Origin of the sequence: Pseudomonas abietaniphila (assembly GCF_039697315.1) — a bacterium.
In the GTDB taxonomy this organism is placed as follows: Bacteria; Pseudomonadota; Gammaproteobacteria; order Pseudomonadales; family Pseudomonadaceae; genus Aquipseudomonas; species Aquipseudomonas abietaniphila_B.
Window position 1 is genome coordinate 4509702 of sequence record NZ_CP155619.1, and the last position, 20548, is coordinate 4530249.

25 protein-coding genes are annotated in these 20548 nt (G+C 58.8%); 24 read left to right on the plus strand and 1 reads right to left on the minus strand.

What is annotated here, in order from left to right:
- Nucleotides 1-251 precede the first annotated feature (251 nt).
- The 20 genes from ABDX87_RS19925 to ABDX87_RS20020 all read left to right on the plus strand — a co-directional run bounded on the left by ABDX87_RS19925 (nt 252) and on the right by ABDX87_RS20020 (nt 17826).
- The gene (locus ABDX87_RS19925; protein ID WP_346829421.1) at nt 252-617 is read left to right on the plus strand and encodes a putative holin; all 366 of its coding nucleotides are present in this window, start codon (nt 252-254) and stop codon (nt 615-617) included.
- Entirely contained in the window at nt 610-900 is a 291-nt protein-coding gene (locus ABDX87_RS19930) for a phage holin family protein (RefSeq protein ID WP_346829422.1), read from the plus strand. The genes ABDX87_RS19925 and ABDX87_RS19930 overlap by 8 nt, the downstream gene beginning before the upstream one ends.
- Before the next feature lie 364 nt (nt 901-1264).
- Nucleotides 1265-1465: a hypothetical protein gene (locus ABDX87_RS19935; RefSeq protein WP_346829423.1), complete on the plus strand. Its 201-nt coding sequence runs from the start codon at nt 1265-1267 to the stop codon at nt 1463-1465.
- A gap of 79 nt (nt 1466-1544) precedes the next feature.
- Entirely contained in the window at nt 1545-2126 is a 582-nt protein-coding gene (locus ABDX87_RS19940; RefSeq protein ID WP_346829424.1) for a phage terminase small subunit P27 family, read from the plus strand.
- The gene (locus ABDX87_RS19945) at nt 2089-3921 is read left to right on the plus strand and encodes a terminase large subunit (protein WP_346829425.1); all 1833 of its coding nucleotides are present in this window, start codon (nt 2089-2091) and stop codon (nt 3919-3921) included. Before ABDX87_RS19940 ends, ABDX87_RS19945 begins: the two co-directional genes overlap by 38 nt.
- The gene (locus tag ABDX87_RS19950) at nt 3918-4103 is read left to right on the plus strand and encodes a hypothetical protein (RefSeq protein WP_346829426.1); all 186 of its coding nucleotides are present in this window, start codon (nt 3918-3920) and stop codon (nt 4101-4103) included. Before ABDX87_RS19945 ends, ABDX87_RS19950 begins: the two co-directional genes overlap by 4 nt.
- The gene (locus tag ABDX87_RS19955) at nt 4103-5377 is read left to right on the plus strand and encodes a phage portal protein (RefSeq protein ID WP_346829428.1); all 1275 of its coding nucleotides are present in this window, start codon (nt 4103-4105) and stop codon (nt 5375-5377) included. The genes ABDX87_RS19950 and ABDX87_RS19955 overlap by 1 nt, the downstream gene beginning before the upstream one ends.
- Nucleotides 5374-6324, plus strand: a complete 951-nt coding sequence (locus ABDX87_RS19960) for a S49 family peptidase (protein WP_346829429.1) — start codon at nt 5374-5376, stop codon at nt 6322-6324. Before ABDX87_RS19955 ends, ABDX87_RS19960 begins: the two co-directional genes overlap by 4 nt.
- A gap of 62 nt (nt 6325-6386) precedes the next feature.
- Entirely contained in the window at nt 6387-7700 is a 1314-nt protein-coding gene (locus ABDX87_RS19965; protein ID WP_346829430.1) for a phage major capsid protein, read from the plus strand.
- Nucleotides 7701-7762: 62 nt separating this feature from the next.
- Nucleotides 7763-8191, plus strand: coding sequence for a hypothetical protein (locus ABDX87_RS19970; RefSeq protein ID WP_346829431.1), 429 nt, complete (start codon nt 7763-7765; stop codon nt 8189-8191).
- A gap of 2 nt (nt 8192-8193) precedes the next feature.
- Complete coding sequence (locus ABDX87_RS19975; RefSeq protein ID WP_346829432.1) at nt 8194-8745, plus strand: hypothetical protein; 552 nt, start codon at nt 8194-8196, stop codon at nt 8743-8745.
- Between the two features lies 1 nt (nt 8746).
- On the plus strand, nt 8747-9067 hold the full coding sequence (locus ABDX87_RS19980; protein ID WP_346829433.1) for a phage head closure protein: 321 nt from the start codon (nt 8747-8749) through the stop codon (nt 9065-9067).
- A 15-nt stretch (nt 9068-9082) separates the two neighbouring features.
- Nucleotides 9083-9250, plus strand: coding sequence for a hypothetical protein (locus ABDX87_RS19985; protein ID WP_346829434.1), 168 nt, complete (start codon nt 9083-9085; stop codon nt 9248-9250).
- Nucleotides 9251-9252: 2 nt separating this feature from the next.
- Nucleotides 9253-9753, plus strand: a complete 501-nt coding sequence (locus tag ABDX87_RS19990; protein WP_346829435.1) for an HK97-gp10 family putative phage morphogenesis protein — start codon at nt 9253-9255, stop codon at nt 9751-9753.
- Complete coding sequence (locus ABDX87_RS19995; protein WP_346829436.1) at nt 9746-10129, plus strand: DUF3168 domain-containing protein; 384 nt, start codon at nt 9746-9748, stop codon at nt 10127-10129. Before ABDX87_RS19990 ends, ABDX87_RS19995 begins: the two co-directional genes overlap by 8 nt.
- A gap of 53 nt (nt 10130-10182) precedes the next feature.
- A complete protein-coding gene (locus tag ABDX87_RS20000; protein ID WP_346829437.1) occupies nt 10183-10653 on the plus strand; it encodes a phage tail tube protein in 471 nt (156 codons plus the stop codon).
- Between the two features lie 66 nt (nt 10654-10719).
- A complete protein-coding gene (locus tag ABDX87_RS20005) occupies nt 10720-11070 on the plus strand; it encodes a hypothetical protein (protein WP_346829438.1) in 351 nt (116 codons plus the stop codon).
- A 23-nt stretch (nt 11071-11093) separates the two neighbouring features.
- On the plus strand, nt 11094-11321 hold the full coding sequence (locus ABDX87_RS20010; RefSeq protein ID WP_346829439.1) for a hypothetical protein: 228 nt from the start codon (nt 11094-11096) through the stop codon (nt 11319-11321).
- Nucleotides 11322-11374: 53 nt separating this feature from the next.
- On the plus strand, nt 11375-16921 hold the full coding sequence (locus ABDX87_RS20015; RefSeq protein ID WP_346829440.1) for a DUF4214 domain-containing protein: 5547 nt from the start codon (nt 11375-11377) through the stop codon (nt 16919-16921).
- Nucleotides 16918-17826, plus strand: a complete 909-nt coding sequence (locus ABDX87_RS20020; RefSeq protein WP_346829441.1) for a hypothetical protein — start codon at nt 16918-16920, stop codon at nt 17824-17826. Before ABDX87_RS20015 ends, ABDX87_RS20020 begins: the two co-directional genes overlap by 4 nt.
- A gap of 106 nt (nt 17827-17932) precedes the next feature.
- Here ABDX87_RS20020 and ABDX87_RS20025 read toward each other — a convergent pair whose 3' ends face one another.
- Nucleotides 17933-18223: a hypothetical protein gene (locus ABDX87_RS20025; protein ID WP_346829442.1), complete on the minus strand. Its 291-nt coding sequence runs from the start codon at nt 18221-18223 to the stop codon at nt 17933-17935.
- 46 nt (nt 18224-18269) lie between these two features.
- Here ABDX87_RS20025 and ABDX87_RS20030 point away from each other — a divergent pair, with 46 nt between their 5' ends.
- From ABDX87_RS20030 to ABDX87_RS20045, 4 genes are read left to right on the plus strand one after another with little or no spacing between them, the layout of a single operon-like run.
- Nucleotides 18270-19007 carry a hypothetical protein gene (locus ABDX87_RS20030; RefSeq protein ID WP_346829443.1) on the plus strand — a complete coding sequence of 246 codons (738 nt, stop codon included), beginning with the start codon at nt 18270-18272 and terminating at the stop codon, nt 19005-19007.
- Entirely contained in the window at nt 19004-19657 is a 654-nt protein-coding gene (locus ABDX87_RS20035) for a hypothetical protein (protein ID WP_346829444.1), read from the plus strand. Before ABDX87_RS20030 ends, ABDX87_RS20035 begins: the two co-directional genes overlap by 4 nt.
- Nucleotides 19658-19666: 9 nt before the next feature.
- Entirely contained in the window at nt 19667-20179 is a 513-nt protein-coding gene (locus ABDX87_RS20040; protein ID WP_346829445.1) for a hypothetical protein, read from the plus strand.
- Nucleotides 20176-20544: a DUF1353 domain-containing protein gene (locus tag ABDX87_RS20045; protein ID WP_346829446.1), complete on the plus strand. Its 369-nt coding sequence runs from the start codon at nt 20176-20178 to the stop codon at nt 20542-20544. Before ABDX87_RS20040 ends, ABDX87_RS20045 begins: the two co-directional genes overlap by 4 nt.
- The last annotated feature ends 4 nt before the right edge of the window (nt 20545-20548 follow it).

The following is a 20548-nucleotide window of genomic DNA, read 5'->3' on the forward strand; positions in this document are numbered from 1 at the left end:
GACACATTGTCGTGTTGTGGTCGTATTGTGGTCGCGTTCTGGTCAGATTTGGTTGTACCGAAAAACGCCTCTTTTCGGTCTTTCCGGAGCAGCGTAAAAAGTCACCACGATATGCGAGAACCGCTTAGGTAGATCGCCCATTGAGCACAGTGCTGTGCAGCTTCACCCGGCCATCCCCAGGCCGTCACCAAACCCCGCTCCGGCGGGGTTTTCTTTTCCCGCCCCTTGGGTGACTGCAATGGAGTACGAGCATGGGCGAGCCAGCGAGCACGACCGCATCAGTGGTGGTGGCCGGCGCTGCCGGTGCCGGATTCGCGGGGTTGATTGCCGGAGTCGATAGTTACGCGGCGGTTGGCGCGCTGGCCGGTGCAATCGTCTTCTTCATGACGACGGAGGAACTGCCGGTGTGGAAGCGCCTGGTGTTCTTCCTAGTGTCGGTGGTTATGGGTTACCTGTTTGCCCCCGCCATGGGGGATTTTGAGCTCTGGGGCGTTCGTCCCTTCAGGTATTCAGGGCCAGCAGCATTCGGTGCAGCGGTACTGGTCGTGACTGTCGCGCTCGCCGCCATCAAGCGGGGAGGCAAACTCACAGATCAGCCCGGAGGTCAGGATGGATAACCTACTGATTCCCGCAGTGCTCACGCAGGCAACATTCTGGCTGTGTCTTGTGCTGTTCATTCGACTGTTTACCTTTCGCCGCAATGGCGCGCGGTTCCGCCGGAGCATGAGTTGCCTCGCGTGGGCAGTGATGACAAGCGCAGGCGCGACGATGGTGTTCATCAGCAAGGGTTTGCTGGTGGTTCCGCCGTATGCCGGACCGCTGGTGTTGATCCTTGCGGTGTTCGTGGGGTCGGTGTGCAAGAGCGCAGGCAATCTCTCAAGCGTTTGGAAGGTCGGATGATGTCGAGTCCTGATCAAACCAGCAGCGCCGCCCGTGGTTATGGCTACCGGTGGCAAAAATCTCGCGATGCATTTCTTCGTGATTATCCGCTGTGTTGCATGTGTTCGACGGACCTTCGCCCTGTTGCGGCAATCATCGTTGACCACATTGTGGCGCCCAGGCTGAAAGACGCCAAGGCGAGTGAAGATCCTGACCGAATCAAATCGGCGTGGAAGTTGTTCTGGAATCAGAGCAACTGGCAGCCGCTCTGCAAGCTTTGCCACGACTCGACCAAGCAGCGCCTTGAGAAGTCCGGGCGCATGGTCGGCTGCACAGAGTCAGGTCGGCCCCTCGATCCCAATCACCATTGGAACCGGAGTCGCACATGAGCAAGGTCGGAAGCATCGCAGTAGAACTGCGCATGGCTTGGTGGTTGAAGTGCTACCTGCGCGGTGTGGTTGTAACGGCGTGGCTGACCGGATGTGAGCCGGATGCAGCGCGGATCGGATGGTGGATGTCGCTCGGTATCAAGGTCACCGTTCGTCAGGCCAAAAAAGACGAAGTCAGCACCGTGTTGGTGCGATAGGAAAACTCGATGGGTAGGGGGGGGTGAAAAAGTTTCCTCCTATCCAACACTAGACCGCCTCTCGCCCTCCGTCCGCAAAATGCGGGAAAAATGGGGAGGGGGGGTATCGAATTTTAGGAGGTTTGACATGGCGGGAAATGGAAATTCCGGGCGTCCAGGCAAGCCCGCATCATTGCACATTCTCCAGGGCAACCGCAGCAAGAAAAACTTCGACGAGCTGATTGAGGAAATCAAGTCACCAGCCGTGCCAGTGGCGGCTCCGCCGATGCCTGACGTGCTCAGCGACGATGCGGTGGCCGAATGGGAACGTTTAGTTCCAGACCTCACGGTGCTGGGGCTGATTTCCACTCTGGACCAGATGGCGCTGGCGACGTATTGCCAGGCTTATGCGGACTGGCTGCGTTATCAGCGGCTGATCGCAAAGCGCAACGCTGACTCCAAAGACGATCTCGGCGGGGATATACAGACCTTCAAAACTGGCGCGCAGCAAATGCACGTCCTGCGGCAGTTGGCGAATGACGCTGAAAAGCGCGCGAACGCCGCTGGTGCGCAGTTCGGGTTTTCGCCCATGGCCCGCCGCAATCTGAAAACGGCCCCGGCGCCACAAGGTGAGCTTTTCCCCAATGAGCAACGAGACGCCGCAGCTCGATACTTCAGTTGACCGGGTAGCGGCCTTCGCCCATGCCGTTCTGGCGGATGAAATCGTTGCCGGGCCGGATATCCGCAACGCTTGCGCCCGGCACTTGCGCGATATTGAGCACGGCCCGGAGCGTGGGTTGATCTGGGTTCAGGAAGCGGCTGATCGTGCGATCGGGTTTTTCGAGGAAGTGCTTTGCCTCAATGGCGGCGAGTATGAGGGGATGCCGTTTTTCCTTGCGCCGTGGCAAGCCTTCGTAGTCGGCAGTCTGTTCGGCTGGATGACAGAAGACGGCTACCGACGCTTTCGCCTGGCGTACATCGAGACGGGCAAGGGGTCCGGGAAAAGCCCGCTGGTGGCCGGCATCGGTCTGTACGGTCTGGCGGCAGACGATGAAAACCGCGCTGAAATTTACGCTGCTGCGACGAAGCACGATCAGGCCATGATCCTGTTTCGGGATGCGGTGAGCATGGTGAATATGTCGCCTCACATGGCGAGCCGCGTCGTGCAGTCGGGTCGGAACGAGAAGGTCTGGAACCTTTACTACCCGAACACGAAGTCGTTCTTCAAACCGATCAGCGCGGACGAAGGGCAGTCCGGCCCCCGGCCTCACATCGGCCTGCTGGATGAGCTCCACGAACACAAGAACGCGACCACCGTAAACATGATGCGCGCGGGCACGAAGAACCGGCGCAAGGCGATGGTGGTCATGATCACCAACAGCGGTTCGGACAAGAAGACGGTGTGCGGTCAGTACCACGAGCTGGGCGTTCGTATCTGCTCGGGTCAGGAACACGACGACAGTTTTTTTGCCTTCATCTGCTCGTTGGACGAAGGCGACGATCCGCTCAAGGATGAGCGTTGCTGGCCCAAGGTGAACCCATCGTTGGACTTCATCGCCGAAGGGCAAACAGACGGCATTCCTGGCCGCAAATACCTGCGTGAGCAGGTGCAGTCGGCACGTGGCCTGCCGGCGCAAGAATCGGTGATCCGGCGCCTGAACTTTTGTCAGTGGACGCAGGCGGAATCGCCGTGGATCTCGTGGGAGGTATGGAGCCAGGCAGAGGAAAAGGTTCGGATGCGCCTGCTCCGGGATCGGCCATGCGTTGCGGGCCTCGACTTGTCCAGCACCACCGACCTGACCTCGTTCGTGCTGTTGTTTTATCCCACAGCGGCGGACCCGCACTGGCGTCTGCTGCCGTATTTCTGGATCCCGGACCACGACCTCGCTGAGCGTGAAAAGCGCGACAAGGTGCCGTATGCGCTGTGGATCAAAAACGGCGATCTGGAAACCACGCCCGGGCGTGCGATCAGCAAGCTGCATGTGCTGCGCCGGTTGCAAACGATCTGCGCGTACTTCGACGTGCGCAAGATCGGATACGACCGTTGGCGGATCGAAGATCTCAAGCAACTGATGATCGAGCATGACTTTGAGTTGCCGGAGATGGTGCCGTTCGGTCAAGGCTTCAAGGAAATGGGGCCGGCCGTAGACGAGTTCGAGCGGCGGTTGCTGGGCCTTGCGCCGCAAGAAGATCACCCGGATCAAGGTGAGTTCACTGACCTGAGTCCTGATGATTTCGAGGTGGTCAGCGAGATTCCCGACATCGAAACGTTGCGTCATGACGGAAACCCGGTGATGACCTGGTGCGCTGGCAACGCGGTGATCGTCTGCGATCCGGCCAACAACCGCAAAGCCGACAAGGCCAAGGCCACCGGACGCATTGACGGCATCGTCGCTGCGCTGATGGCGACGGGCATCAGCGGAACGGCCATTGAAGGCAGCGGCAAATCAATCTACGACGAAGGTGCAGGCATATGAAATCTCTCGAACTGGTGGCCTGGGTCGCTGGCCTGCTGGGCTTCGGCCTGCTGGTGGCCGGAGTGGCAATGCTCAACGTGCCGGTGGCGTTCATCGTCGCGGGTGTCGGCCTTTTGCTGTGGGCCTATGTGGCGGACAAAGCGGCAGCCGCTCCGGCACCCATGCATGACGGGGGTGGCTGATGTTCTTCAGCAAGCAACGCGGATCGGCGCAGAGCGTCGTATCCAGTCCGGACGGAAACGTTTGGAAAGGCTTGATCGGGTCCGGGCGCAGCAGCTCGGGCGCTAGGGTTACGCCGGAGTCGGCGCTTGCCGTACCGATCATTCAGAACTGCGTCACGCTGCTGGCTGAGAGCATCGCGCAGTTGCCGCTTGAGCTGTACCGGCGCACCGGCAACGGCCAGCGGGATTCAGCAATCAACCACCCGCTGTACGACGTTCTGCGTTACCAGCCCAACGCTTTTCAGACGCCTTACGAGCATCGCGAAGGCAGTCAGATGGCAGCGGGGCTGCGCGGCAACAGCTACAGCTACATCGACCGACGTGACGACGGCAATGTCGTCGCGCTCTGGCCGATCCACAATGACAAGGTGATCGTGTGTAAGGGCAGCGACATGCTGCCGTATTACCAGGTCGGCACCTTGCAGGATCGGTTGCCGATGCGTCTGATACATCATGTGCGTTGGCAGTCCCACAATTTTTATGAGGGGCTGTCACCGATCCTGCTGCATGCCGAAGCCGTTGGCCTTGCCCAGGCGGTCAGGCAGTACACCGGTAAGTCGTTTGCCAATGGTGTGACGGTATCGGGTGTGATCGAGCGTCCGCGCGAGTCACCGGCGATCAAGGATCAGGGGTCGATTGATCGCGTTCTGGACCAGTGGGGCAACAAGTTCGGCGGCATGGATAACGCCAAGAAGGTCGCCATGCTGCAGGAGGGCATGACCTTCAAACCGGTCTCGATGACTAACGTCGACGCAGAAATCGTCGACATCCTCAAGCTGTCGGGTGTCGACTGCGCGCGGATCTACAAAATCCCGCTGCCGATGGTCAACGACCTCGATAAGGCCAACTACAACACCATCGAACAACTGCTGATTCAGTTCGTCGTGTTCGGCCTGCTGCCGTGGGTCAAACGGCATGAACAGTCGATGATGCGCGACTTCCTGCTGCCGCAGGATCGTCGTGATTACTTCATCGAATTCAATATGGCGGGCCTGCTGCGCGGCGACCAGAAAAGCCGGTATGAGTCCTACGCCATTGGCCGGCAGTGGGGGTGGCTATCGGTCAACGACATCCGCCGCTTGGAGAACATGCCGCCGGTAGAAGGCGGCGATGTTTATCTACAGCCGCTGAACATGGTTGGCGCAGGGAAGGGACAGCCTGATCTCAATGATCCAAAGGTGCGGGCGCAGCTGGAGCTGCAACAGCGCGATATCGAAAGGATGCTTGCACAATGAAACATCACCTCCGGGCATCCGGACTGCTCTTCAACCAACCGTTGCTGCTGACGCCTGACATGCTCGATCTGGGCGTGCGCTGGGCTAACCAGGCAATGAACCTCAACATCATCAATCTGGCGCCTGCCGGTGCGGCGAACCTCGGGTTCTATGACGACGAGTCAGAGGATCGGGCCAACATGCAGGCCGAACGGGAGCGCGCTGCACTTGAATCAACGGGCGTGCAAGTACTGCCCGTTCACGGCTTTCTGGTTAGCCGCGGTGCTCACGTCAACGTCTGCGAAACCATGACCAGCTACGAGGGCTTGCGGCAGCAGCTGCGTCAGGCGGTTACTGATCCTATGGTCGAGCGCATCGTGCTGGATATCGATACGCCGGGTGGTTCCGCCGTAGGCGCATTCGAACTGGCGGCAGACATCCGGGCCATGGCCCAGATCAAGCCCATCACCGGCATCGTCAACTTCATGGCCTACAGCGGCGGCTATCTCATCGGGGCGGCCTGCACTGAGCTGGTAGTCAGCCAGACCAGTGGCGTCGGTTCGGTCGGCGTAATTGCCAGCCACATGGAGCGCTCCAGGCAGCTTGAAACTTCGGGGGTGAAGGTCACGACGGTGTACGCCGGAGCCCACAAGAACGACCTTAATCCGAACGAGCCGCTAACGGATCAGTCGATTCGCGTCTTGAACGACTTGGTGCAAGAGAGCTACCAGCTGTTTACCAGTGCCGTCGCTGACTATCGCGGCATGAGCGTCGAGGCAGTGCGGGCGACCGAGGCCGGTCTGTATCGAGGCCAGTCCGGTATCAACGTTGGCTTTGCCGATCGCCTGCAAAGCCCGCAAGACGCTGTGGACGATCTGTCTCGCGCCGTGGCGCAGAGCCGGATGCAGCGGCAGGGAAGCCGGATTGGCCTTCGGGCGTCGGCCATGAACATTCAAGCAAGACTCTGACCGCGTTCGCGGCAGTTACCAACAACCCGCTTCGGCGGGTTTTTTTATGCCCAGGAGGCAACATGTCCCTTGTAACTCAATTGCGAAGCGAACGCGCCACGCTGAACGCCTCGATTCAGGCGCTGGCGAAGATCGAAACGGATGGCGGCGCGCTTACTGCCGAGCAGCTCACGCAGTTCGCTCAACTGGAAGCTCAGTTCACCGCGCTGACTGAAAAGATGGCTCGGGCAGAGACTGCCGAGCGCCTGGCAGCAGCATCGGCCAAGCCCTTGAACGAAGACCCTCAAAACATCAACAACCCGACGGGGCACATTTCCGGCCCGTTCAGCCAGACCACGCAGCCCGGCGTTGCCATGGCCCAGATGGTACGCCTGCTGGTTCAGGCTCAAGGCAACCAGCACGCTGCCGCCGAGATGGCCAAAACCGGCGGTTACGGTGCCGATGTTCATATGGCCCTGTCCACCGTGACACCCGCTTCTGGCGGCGTGCTGGTACCGGAGAATTTCAGTACCAGCGTGATCGAGTCCCTGCGACCCAAGTCCGTGGTCCGTAAGCGTGGCGCCGTGAGCCTGCCGTTGAACAACGGCAACCTGACCATGCCGCGTATCCTCGGCAATACGCAGGTGTCGTACATCGGCTCCGATACCGATGCGCCGGTTACCGACATGCAGTTCGGTGACTTGAAGCTCTCCTCGAAAAAGGCCGCTGCGCTGGTGCCGATCTCCAATGACCTGCTGGCGTATTCGGGTGTTAACCCGCGTATCGACAGTCAGGTCAGCAGCGACCTGGCGACCAGCATGGGCTTGTCCGAGGACTTGCACTTCATTCGCAGCGCAGGTAGCGCGATTCTGCCCAAGGGTCTGCGTTACTGGGCGCCTGCCTTCAACGTGGTGGTGGCGCCTGCGAGTACCGATCTGCAGGTTATCGAGATGTACCTGTCCGGGATCATGCTGAGACTGGAAGCCGCGAACGTTGATCTGGCCGGGTGCGGCTGGTTGATGGCGCCTCGCACCATCCGGTTCCTCGGTGCGCTGCGCGACGGTAACGGCAACAAGGCGTATCCGGAGATTGATCAGGGTCAGCTCAAGGGCTACCCGGTTTCCCTCACCACTCAGATCCCGGTCAACCTGGGCGCGAACGGCAACGAGTCGGAAATCTACTTCGTCAATTTTGCGGACTGCTACATCGGCGAGGACACCACCCTCGCGGTCGCGATCAGTACCGAGGCGTCCTACAAGGACACCAACGGCGAAACCGTCAGCGCCTTCCAGCGCGATCAGACACTGATTCGTGTGATCAGCAAGCACGACTTCGGCCCGCGTCACCCTGAGTCGGTCGCCGTCGGTATCGGCATCACGTGGGGCAAAGACATGTAAAGCCCCGTCGGCCCTGCCGCTTTGGTAGGGCCTTCATCAATGTTTGTACCGAGGTACTGATCATGAGCAAAAAAACAATCGTGCGATTCACCAAGGCCTGGCGCAGCTATTTCGTCGGCGATGTGGCCGGGTTCGACAAGGACACCGCCGAGGCATTGATCGGCGGTGGCGTGGCAACCTCCTACAGCAGCATGGACGCTGCTGCTGCGCAGGCCATCAAGGAACCACAGGGCGCTTCTCAGCCGAAGGCCGGCAAGGATAAGCAGGCCAGCAAGCGCGGAGGGTCGGCCAAGCCGGACTCTGTGACGCCATCTGGCAGCTCCCTGCTGCCCGAGCCATCGTCGACAGCGGCGACCGGTACCGGTTCTGGATCTGATGCTGATCAGGACGATACTGAAAACAGCCCGGCCGGCGCTGGCTCTTTCTCCGAAACCACTGCTGATGAAAACGGCGGCGCTGGCGATACCGATCCTGACGACGAGAAACCCTGACTATGGCCCGGCGCATCGCTTACATCGGTGAGCCGGTGCTGTCACTGGCGCAGGTGGCCTATCAGTGCCGCCTCGATCCAGAGGACACGGTGCCGGAGCTGATCGAGGGACTGATCATTCCCGGCGTCACCGCGCAGGCCGAAGAACGTACAGGTGCTGGCATCCAGCTTGCCGAATACGAGGAAGAGTGGCCCGCGCACTACGGCTCGGGTCATGCCCTTGACGTCGGCCAGGCCAACGCCGTGGTATCGATCAGCCAGATTCAGGGCGACGGTTCAGCTGTCGAGCTGACGGTTGCGCACAATCTGCGCAATCGGGGCCGGGAAAGCTTCTTGTATTTCCCGGACGGTCGACCAGATGGCGATCTGCTGATCCGTTATCAGGCGGGTACCGACCTCAACATTTACCCCTCGGTGCGCACCTGGTTGCTGATGCAGGCAGCCACTGCGCATGAAAACCGGGAGACGTTGGTGGTCGGCACCATTCTGGCCGAGTTGCCTTCGTCAATGCTCGACACTCTATTGGCCCCGATCACTGTTCCGCCGAGGTTCTGATATGCGAGTAGGTCCACTGGATCGTCGTTGTTCATTGCTGAAATCGGACAGAGAGAAGCGGCCAGGCGGCGGTGCGTCTGAAACCTGGACTGAAGTGGGCAAGGCTTGGGCCGAGATCACCATTCCTACCGGTCGGATCGCTGCTGTCGCCGACCAGATGACTGCGGTGGTCACTGCTGAGATCCGGGTCCGCTACCGCAAATCCATTGTGGCTGGGATGCGTGTTTCCTGCGCCAGTGATACCTACCTGATCGAGGCCGCGTTGCCGGACGCCGGGCGGGTCATGCTCAGATTGCTCTGTTCCAACGTTGTAAACCCGTAAGGAGAACACACCGCTATGAAACTACGTGCATTGGGCAATCTCTCAGGCCCAGATCTGAACGCCGAACAGGGGACGGAGTTCTCCGTTACAGCCGACAAGGCTCAAGAGCTGATTGACCGTAAGATCGCCGAGCAGGTTGAAGAAAAACCCTCGGCGAAGCGCAAGCCCGCTGAAGGTGAATAGTCGTGGCCCGTCGTTCACGGCTTTCGGGTGACTTCAAGTTGCGTCGGACGCTGCGCAACATTCACCAGAACATCGACAATGAGCTGCGCCCAGCGATGCAGAAAGCGGCCGATAAGGTGCTGGGGACGATGCAGCAGCTGATTCCCAAGGATACGGGGGAGGGTGCTGCCGCTTTGACGGCCTTTGTCTCCAAAAGCGGTCTGGACGCACAGATCGGCCTGCGAGGACGTAAGGCGAACAAGCGTTACTTCTACCTGCGGTTCATCGAGTACGGCACCAAGGCGTATACCGAAGGCAAGCGATCAGGCGGGCGGAACAAACGGGCAACAAACAAATCCGACGGATCGAATTTTTTCGGCAAATACCCGGACATTCCGGCCCGACCCGCGCACCCGTGGTTACGGCCTGCGTATGACGTTAACCGGGAAATCATCTTGGCAGACATTCGCGCAGCCGTGAGCAATACGCTCAGGCGCGCAAGCGAAGGGGTTACCGATGGCTGATCCCTCATTCGCTCTGCAGGTAGCGCTGTTCGCCAGGTTGGAATCGGAGCTTTCATGTCCGGTGTTCGACGGGGCACCCATGAATGAAGCCAAGCCGTACGTATCGATCGATTCTGAAATTTCCACCAACGCGGATACGTTAAGCAAGCGCCGCGATCTACGGTTCTTTTACCTGTCGGTGTGGAGCGATTTTAGGGGGCAGGAAGAGATCAAGCGCCTGATGTCTGAAATCGACACTGCCTTGCATGAGCGGCCATTGCCGCTTGATACCGGTCGCGTGATCTCAATCCGTGTCGATCGCAAACAGGCTCAGCGAGAGCCTGACGGTGAAACGTACCAAGGCAGCGTCACGCTGCGCATTCTCACCGAACACTAAGCCCACTACTCACGCCGCGCTGCGGCTTTTCACCTGTCCCAGGAGGACTACCTATGACTATTAACACGGGTGCCAGCACGCGAATCCACATCGGTCCGCGCCTGACCGCTGACCTTCCCAAGGATCGCACGGCGGCACTGACTCAGCTCAAAGGACTGACCTACGTCGAGATTGGCGAGGTTGAAAGCATTGGTGACTACGGCGACACGATCAATGATGTGACCTTCTCGTCACTGGCTTCTGGCCGTGCCCGGCATCTTAAGGGCCTTGCTGACGCGGGCACCTGCGAACTCAGCATTGGCTTCGATGCGGGCGATGCGGGCCAGTTGGCTGTCGTTGCAGCTTTCATGGATCGGTCCCGCTTCGATTATCCAATCAAAGTGGTGTACGTCGACGGTCAAACGGACTACTTCGCCGCGAAAGTGATGAGCAACAAGAAGACCGGCATCACCGTCGAGGGTGTCTTGAAGCGCACCGTTTCACTGGGGATCAACTCAGAAATCTACGAATCGCCTGCCGCTTAATTCCCTGAACAAGTTCGGCGCCCTGGCACACAGGGCGTTCTCATTTTCCACATTCCGAGATTAATCATGTCCAAAACCAACCACGGCACCACCGAGATCACCGCTGGCTCTGTCACCTACACGTTGAAGCCTTCCCTGCGCGCAGTGCGTGCGATCGAGGGGCGTTTTGGCGGATTGCTGCCCGCCCTGCAGGTCATTGGTTCGGCCAACCTGGGTGGCATTGCATTCGTCATCGCCGCAGGCTCCGGGATCGATACCACGAAGCGCAAGGAGCTTGAAGCGGTCGAAGAGGCTGTTTTCGAGGGCGGCGTTGACGAAGTCGGCTCGCAGGTAGTGCCTTTCGTGCGTGCGCTGCTCAATCCTGGCGGCAAATCCAAGGAAGAACTTGAGCAAGAGGCCGGCGTGGGAAACGAATAGTCCGCGAAGGCAACGGCAGCTACGTGGACGAGTTATTCAAAATCGCTACCGGTTGGCTGGGTTGGTCTCCATCGGAGACTTGGAGTGCGCCGGTCATCGAAATCCTGATGGCGTGGGATTCCAAGCGTCAATTCCTGATCGATACGAATCCCTTCGGGAAACCGCCCGAGAAGCCTGTGGCCGCCAACGTTGCCAAGGAGGTGAGGATGGGATTCCGCGTCGCGGCCATGAGTCGCAAGACCGCCACGTAAGCGCTATTACATGCACCCGCCTCGGCGGGTTTTTTACGCCTGGAGGATAGGAAATGGCTGATGCCGACGTTCAGGGGATGTTGGTCAGAATTGAGGCCACCACCGCTCAACTGCGCCAGGAAATTGCACGCGGCGAAGCGTCGGTAGCTCAGGCCGCAAACAAGATCGACTCCAGTTTGGGGCAGGTCGATAAGGCCTTTGACCGCACAGAGGCCAATGCCAGTGTTTTGCAGAAAGCGGTCAGCACGGCTTTTACCGGACTCGGTATCGCCGCAGCGGCTTCTGTTGCCGGTCTGGTCGCCATCACCGCCAAGACCACTGAGTACGCTCAGGAGGTCAAGAACTTAGCTGCGCTTTCGAACACCTCTGTATCAGACTTTCAGCGCTTGGCTGCCGGTGCCAAGACTGTAGGTATCGAACAGGAAAAGCTGTCTGACATCCTCAAGGACACTAATGACCGTGTGGGTGAATTCATCCAGCGTGGCGGCGGAGAGATGGCCGATTTCTTTAAGGAGATCGCGCCGCGAGTAGGGGTGACCGCGCAGCAGTTTGCGAACCTCTCAGGCCCGCAGGCACTGCAGCTCTACTACAACACGCTTGAAAAGGCCGGCCTGAGCCAGCAGCAAATGACCACCTATATGGAAGCCATGGCCGATGAGGCGACCGGGCTGATTCCTCTGCTGAAAAACAATGGTGAAGGCTTCAAGCAGTTTGGTGATCAGGCGGAAAAAACCGGACGGATTCTCAGCGACTTCCAAGTTGATCGTCTGGTGCAGGCAAACGTCGCCATCAAGAATTTGGAAGGATCCTTCGACGGGGCGACGCGCCAGTTGGTTGTGGGATTGCTGCCCAGCATCGAAAGCATCACCCATCGTCTGACCGACATGGCTGATAACGGTGCGCTTGAAACCATCGGTTCCGCTGTGGGCTTTCTGGTGGAGCATTTCAACGTGCTCGCGGTGGTAATGGGCGGAAAGGTTGCTGCCTCATTTGCCGGATATCTGGCTGGCCTCGCCAGCAGCACTGTGGCGAGCATGTCGGCCAGGACGGCAAACATCGCACAGGCCGCCAGCGCAGTTGAAGTTTCGTTGGCTAACCAGCAGGCGGCACAGACTGCGGTCATTCGGGCGGAAAAAGAAGCTGTGGCCGCGCGCGGCACCGCTGTTCAAACCCAGCTGTCGCTGCAACTGGCCGAAGCGAGGATGGCTGAACGCGCGGCAACCGCACAGGTCGCCGTTGCACAGGCTGGGCTGAAGGCCGCTTCGGGAGGCGTGCTGGCCCTGCTGGGCGGTCCAGCCGGCCTCGCAGCGCTGGCTGTCGGTGCCGGCATTGCTTTTCTCACCATGGGTGGCAATGCCAAAGACGCGGGAGCCAGCCTTGAGGACCTCAAGCGACCGATTGCAGAGCTGCGCAAAGAATTTCAGGCGCTGACCAAGGACCAGCAGCAGGCCAGCATCGTTACCGCAGTGCGTCAGCAGGAGCAAGCTGCATCCGAAGCAGGGGATGCTTTCACTGACTTCCTGCGAACGACCCGCCAGGTGCTGGGCAGCACGGTGGGCACGCGGATTGCCGGCGAATTTGAAACAGCGCGCAATTCTGGCAAAGGCTTCTCGGACACGCTCGACGATATTCAGAAACGGTTCCATGTTCCCGAGGAGGGAATGCGGACGCTGCGCGAAGCTGCTGGTCAGGTCAGCACGCTTGACGTCAAAACAGGTCAGCTGTCGGATCGTGTGTCGGCCTACCGGCAGGAGATGAGCGGGACGGTAAAGCCCACTCAGGATAAAACTGAAGCGGACCGCGTTGCCAACGAGGCAGCAAACAAATACCTCGGCACGCTGGATCAGCAGCTCACGAAGCTCAAGGACAAAACGGCTGTTGAGCAAGCCAACACCTTTATCACCGAGAACAAAATCCCGGCTGAAAGCTTGCTCGCTGCCAAGATTCTGGAGCGTGCCAAAGCGATCGATGCGCAAAAGGACGCTGATAAGGCGGCGACTGAAGCCACCAATGCTGCAACCGCTGCAACAAAAAAAGCAGCCTCTGAAGATGAGAGCCGCCGCAAGGCGCTCGCGGACCTCAAGGCGCAGGCCGACATCGCCATCAGCTCGGCTACAGGATTGGCCGCTGCGTACCTTTCGGGGGCTGACAAGACGCGCGAGTTCGCCGAACAGCAGAAGGTCGAAGAGGCGCTGCTTAAAACCGGGGCTAGTGCTCGCGACGAGGTGGTGTCGAAGATCAAGGCGCAAATGGACGCGCAAGATCGCCTTGCAGTCAGTAAGGCCGCGTACGACCTGGGCACGGAGACGGCGAATTTGCTCGCCCAGGCGCAGGCCACGTTGCGAGGCACCGCAGCACTTGAGCAGTACAACGTTCAGAAGGCTATGCAGGTCGCGCTCGCGGGTAAGAATATTGAGATTGGCAGCCAGGAATATCAGCAATTGCTGGCAGCAACCAAAGCTCAGCAGGACGCAATAAAAGTCGCTCAGCAGGCGTCGGATGCTGGCAGCATCATTGACCGTCTGTATCCCTCAAGCAAATTACTGCGCGAATACACGGAAGAGCAGGCGGCGCTTTCTAAAGCAATGGAGCTTTACCCGGAGCGCGCGGATGCATACCGCGATGCGTTGCAAAGGCTGGGTCAGGAGTACCAACAAAACCAGCAGTCGGCCACCGCGTGGGGCAAGTTTACGGAAGGCGCCGTTGACCGTATTGATGAAGCCTTTGCGGACATGTGGAAGTCGATTCTGAGCAAGTCCGGGAGCTTCATGGACACGCTCAAAGACAGCTTCCGTCAGTTCCTTGCTGAAATGCTGCATATGGCGATCACCAAGCCAATCATCGTGCAGTTTGCGAGTGCGCTCGGGATCGGCGGTGCCGCTGCTCAGTCTTCTGGATTCTTTGGCGATATTGGCTCCGGCAGCGGTGGGGGGATTACCTCTCTGCTGAACAACGCCGGCTCTGTCATCTCGGTTGCTGGCAGCAAATTCGGCCAGGCTGTTATGGCAGGCTGGAACGGCAGCAACGGTATCTTGGGCGGTATCCAAGGTGCGTTTAGCAACGGAGCCAGCTACATCAGTTCCGCTATTACCGGCGCGTTCACTGCTGGGTCTGCAACGGCCAGCAGTGCTGCAGCAAGCTTGGCCGCTGGCTCAACTCAGGCCGGGTACACCGGCGCAGCGATGCAAAGCTGGGTCGGCGCGGCTAACGCTTCGTCCACCCTGGCATCTCTCAGCAGTGCAGTCAGCTACATCGGCGCGGCCTACTCGGTTATCAGTTCGTTCCAGAACTACGGTATTAAGGGCGGTGCGACTACCGCTGGTTTCGCAACAGGCGGCGCTATCGTGGGCTCCTTTGTCGGCCCTTTGGGCGCCGCTGCAGGTGCTGCAATCGGTGCGGCTATCGGATCGTTCGTATCCGGCAAACTTTTCGGCAGCGGCGAGAAATACGCAGATCTCAGCACATCGGGGCAGGGCACGTACTCGAACGGTGTGTACCGGTCGGGCGGTATCGTCCAAGGCTGGCAGACGAAGGCACCGAAATACGGCAGCAGCGTCGATGCACAGATGGATGCGACGGTAGCCAAGTTCAGCAGCACGCTGGGCATGATTTACGACGTGCTGGGCAACGGCGCGGACGTCTATGCCTACGACATGATGCAGGTGCGCAAAACCTCAGGTAAGTATTCGACTACGTTCGGCGCGACGCTTGATGACGGTACAGGTGTCGGGCTGGACATTCATCAGCAGTTCAACGCCGCTGACGCCGCCGAGGCGTTACAACACAACTACGACGACGTCATGGGCACCTTCCTCGCGAAGGCTATCGTCAGTTCGAAGTCGTTGCCGGATTACTTCAAAGCTCAGTTCACCGACTTCGCTGGCAGTTGGGACACGACAGCCGATGAGGTGATCAAGGCGATCGAGGGCGTGTTCACTCGCTTCAACGGGGTGAACGATGCGTTGTCGCTGATCAACGTTAACGGTCTGAAACTCGACAACACGGGGCTGATGGCTTCTGACGCGATCCTCGATATGGTCGGCGCGATGTCCAACCTTGACACGGCGACTGCCTCGGCCAAGGACAAGGTCGACGCACTGAACAAAGCAGTGGGCACCTATTACCAGGCGTTCTTCACTGCCGATGAGCAGTTTGCCGATCTGACCAAAAGCCTCAAAGACGCATTCGCCGGTTTCGGCCTGCAGCTGCCCGACACGCGCTCTGCGTATCGGGACATGGTCGAAGACATCGACGTCACGACGGCCGCCGGCCAAGCGATGTTTGCCACGCTGGTAGGTCTGGCCCAGAACGCCGACTCGTACTACTCGACGCTCGATCAGAAAGCCAAAGCCGCTCAGCAAGCGGCTGAGGAAGCGGCTCAGGCCGCGAGCCAGGCATCCGCAGATGCGGCGCAGGCAGCCGCAGACGCCGCGAAGAAGATTGCCGATGCGCTGATGAAAGGGGCATCAGACGGGTACAGCGCGTTGCAACGTGCAATCAGCTCCCAGCAGAAAGCGACAACCGACGCGTACAACGCTCGCACCGCCTCGCTGAACGACATGCTCAGCACGGTGAACACCAACATCACCGATTTGACCGGCGTCAGCAATGACCTCGGCACGGCGCTGAAAGCGTTGCGCGGCAACTCGGACGATGCGGTAAAGATGCTGCGCAGCCAGGCTCAGGCCACGTTGCGTTCGGCTTTGGCGATTGCCCAGGCCGGAGGCTCGTTGGCTGGTTTCAGCGGCTTGAGCGATGCACTGGATACTGTCAGCAGCAACAGCACCGACCTGTATTCGTCGCTTGAGGACTTCAATCGCGATCAGGGCCGCACCGCGAACGTTGTCAGCCAGTTGGAAGCGCTCAACGGCAAACAACTGACGAATGCCGAGAAGTCAGCGAAGGCGTTGCAGGATCAGCTTGACCAAGCGAAGAAAGCCTATGACGCCCAGATGGCCCAGTACGAAACACAGCTGGCCATCGGGCAGGCCCAGATCGACGCGCTCAACGGCGTTGATACCTCCGTGCTTTCAGTAGCGGATGCGGTGAACCGGATGAACGCGGCGGTAGTGGCAGCTTTGGCGACGTTGCCTTCAACCGGTACCGGCAGCGCATCCGGCAACACCTGGGAAAACAATGCCAGCTTGGTCCACACCGCTTATCAGACGGCCTTTGGTCGCGATGCAGATGAGGGCGGTCTGAGGTTCTGGACCGATGCCTTACAGAACGGAACCCTCACCTATGACCGGTTACTGGCCGACCTGATCAAGGCCGGCAGGAAGAACGGGGAATCGATCAAGATTCCGGGTTACGCCTCCGGAGGTGACTTTGGCGGCGGTCTCCGCCTCGTCGGTGAGAACGGTCCTGAACTGGAGGTGACAGGTCCGAGCCGCATCTATAGCGCTTCTCAGACTGCCGCGATGTTGCAGGGTAGGGGCGATAACGGCGCTGTCCTGGCGGAGCTGCGCGCGCTGCGTTTGGAACTGGAAAGTATCAAGGCCAACACTCAATCCAGCGCTGTCAGTGCAAGCAAGCTCGGAAGAGTCGTGGACCGGGTAACAGACGGCGGCAACGCCATGCTCACGAAGGAACTCGCATGAAGGTCATCAAGCCACACGTCATCACTGACCTGATGATGCTCAGTACATCGGTTGCGGAGAATGACTATCCGGCTTGGGCGTCTGGGGTCACCTATGCAATTGGTGCCAGGGTGATAAGAACCAAGGTCCACAGGGTATATGAGCGGTTGGTTGCAGGGGCGGGAACCGTTGCTCCAGAAGTCGATACCAGCAGCCCGCCAGTCTGGATGGACGTTGGGCCTACCAATCGATGGGCGCCGTTCGACGATGTCGTTGGGACGCTGGCAACTGGCACGTCGCCTCTCAGCTACGTGCTCAGCGTTGGCTTTACCGACAGTTTGGCCCTGTTTGAAATGAGGGGCCGGTATGTTGACTTGGTGATGAAGGACGGTTCGGGAGGCGCCGTCGTCTATCAAAAGAGGATCGATCTCGAGGTAACAGACATCGAGACGGTGTTTGATTGGTTCTTCGGCGACCTCGACTTACGCAGCGATATCGTCGTGACGGATCTGCCTGGTCAATACGCCAGCGCGGAACTGTCCATTACGGTCACATCAACAAGCGGCCCGGCCTCGATTGGAGTCATCAAGCCAGGCCTGATCAGCGATCTAGGAGAAACCCAATACGGCGCCCGGGTCGGGATTGACGACTACAGCCGAAAAGAACGTGATGCCTTTGGCAACACCGTGATCACTCAGCGAGCCTACAGCAAGCGGGGCAGCTTCACGATGATGACCACCCTCGGCACCTTCAATCGCATTTACCGGACGCTGGCGGCGCTTCGGGCAACGCCTTGCGTGTACATCGGGACGGAAGAGCCCGGCTATGAGCCGCTGCTGATCTACGGCTTTTTCTCCAGCTTCAACATCGACATCTCCTACCCGGATTACCACCTCTGCTCGCTTGATATCGAGGGCCTTATCTAATGGCAGTCACCCCACTTCCGTTTCTGGATCGGACGGCGGCAACGTTTAAAACAGATACTGATACTTTTTTCGCGCAACTACTCCCTCAATTCTCGGTGGAAGTAAATCAGGTCGCGTCTGCAGCGGACAGCAGTGCATCTGCGGCGAACTCCTCGAAGAACGCCGCCGCGACGAGTGCCGGCAACGCTGCGACGAGCGCGAGCAACGCGGCGAACTCGGCCTCTGCCGCGAACACCTCGAAAACGAACGCAGCGACAAGCGAAACTAACGCGGCAAATTCGGCAACTGCGGCCAACAGTTCCAAAAACGCTGCTGCTGGTAGTGCTTCGGCGGCGGCCACCAGCGCCACGAACTCCGAGGCCTCGGCCGTGCGCGCGAAAGCCGCAGCGGACAGCATCGCAAGCGGTCCGGTTACAAGCGTCAACGGAAAGACTGGCGCGCCGGTGCTGAACAAAGCGGATATTGGTCTCAATTTGGTCGATAACGTATCGGTCGTCGCTCACGGCATCAAAGACGCTGGATTGATGTCGGACACTCCCAGCATTGATAGTCTTTTGCTGGGGAATGGTTGGTTTTCGTTTGGACCCAATACGACGGGCACGAAACCGCCCGGCGCCGATAGAGGTGTGTTTCTAAACTCCGGCCGGGCCTACCAAGCTGATGCTCGTATTACTCAAATGTGGTTCGAGGAAGCCGCAAACAAGATCCATACCCGGCGCAACGTCGGTGGTACCTGGACCGATTGGCTAGAATTAACCCTGCCTTCAGTGACAGGGCTTTCCCGTAAACCTTTGACCACTGGGGAATCCAATTCAACTCAGCGCGAGTGGTCCGATACGCTGAGTATTCCAAAGTACCTTGATAAATCGATAACAGCTTCCGCGTCCGCTGCTCAAGCGTTGGATCTCTCCCTGTACTCAATCTTTGACTATGGGCTAACCGTTAATACGACATTTTCAATATCAAATATTCCGAGCTTGGCTGGCGAGACAATTACCATTGTTGTTCGAATCAGGCAGGGGAGCACCCCTCGGACCATAACATGGTTCGGCGGTATTACCTGGCTCACGCCTGGTGGTATCGCCCCGCAAACTCCCGCAGCGAATCAGGTGGTCGAGTATATTTTTAGTACAGTCGGCTCACCTGCGAACTGGTACGGCAGAGTTGGAGCATCCACATGAGGCTAGGTCGTGCGGCTCTGATGTCCAGAGGATCTTTACCGTCGATTGCAGGCACTCCCTTCGGCGGCGGCTATTACGTTGGTCGGCTGATCGGTGATGACGGGGTCAAGTACGCCCTGATTGTCGCACCGAAGGCCACTGGCGAATGGCCGAACAGGCTTTCTTACAAGTTGTCTTCCACATCTAGCGCTGCTGCGGGTAGCGCTTGGGATGGCGCGGCGAACAGCGCTGCCCTTGTAGCCGCTGGAGTTGATGTTCATCCGATCGCAGATTTCATGATGCAAGTGAATAACGGTGGCGGCATCAATGGCTACACAGACTGGTTTATTCCGGCACGTTATCAGTTGGAAATGGTTTACCGTAATCTAAAGACGAGCACTGCCGCTAACGCCACGAACAGCTTGGGCATTACGAGTAACCGCTTTGCAGACCCCAACACTCCTGAATACACGGCAACTAATCCAGCACAAACATCTGCTGTTCAATTTCAAACAGGCGGCAGCGAAGCTTTCGTGAATGACGGTTATTGGTCCTCAACTGAATATCCAACCACTGAGGGTTGGTACCAAGACATGAACGCGGGATACATGTCACATCTATCGAAAACGTCAGGGCTCAGGTGCCGTCTTGTCAGAGCGATCAAAATTTAAGGGGTTCACATGTTTGCCAATTTAGAGACGCTAAGTGTCATTGATGTGTATCAACTTCAGGGTGAATTTCCGGATACCAGCTTTCCGCCTGACCTGTCCTCTGAAACTCTTTCAGACTTCGGTTACGTCGTCTTGGAATACGATCCGGTCCCTCAATTAGGACTGGGTGAGCATGTCGAGGCAGGCGAGGTTCGGCGCGAGGGTGATCGTGTCATCCGCGGCTGGACCATCGTGCCTCCGTCCGAGTCCGAGCTGACGTCGCTATATGAGCAAGCAGTCCAGGCCAAACTGAATGGCGCGGCTCAGGACAGGGGGTACGACAGTATTTCCACCGCCATCAGTTACGCCGAGGAGCCTGCCGTCCCAAAATTCCAGAAAGATGGAAAGGCGTTCCGCGCCTGGCGCTCAATGGTTTGGGCGTACGCCTACGAGCAGTTGGCGGCTGTGAAAGCCGGTGAGCGGGAGCAACCATCCGTAGATGCGTTTCTTCAAGAGCTGCCGACGCTGGATCTGCCAGCATGAGCCGATTCACCACCACCCTGAAAACCGAACAGGTCGGCAAGTGGACGCACACGCTGCTCGATGACCTGGTGCTGGCCGATGAGGATCAGCGCTTTATTACCGTCCCTGCGGGATTCACCACCGACTTCGCCAGCATCAAGGTGCTGCACAACGCGTTCCTGTTCGTACTGTTCGCCTTGGTGTCAGGTTACGGCAACTACGCTGCCACCGTGCACGACTGGCTGTACACGACTGGTGCGGTCGGCCGAAAAGAAGCGGACGCCGTTCTCTACCGCGCGTTGCGCGCCGAGGGTGTTGCTCGGTGGCGTGCATGGCTCTTCTGGCTTGGCGTCAGGCTCGGAGGGTGTAAACGTTACACCGCTTAACCAA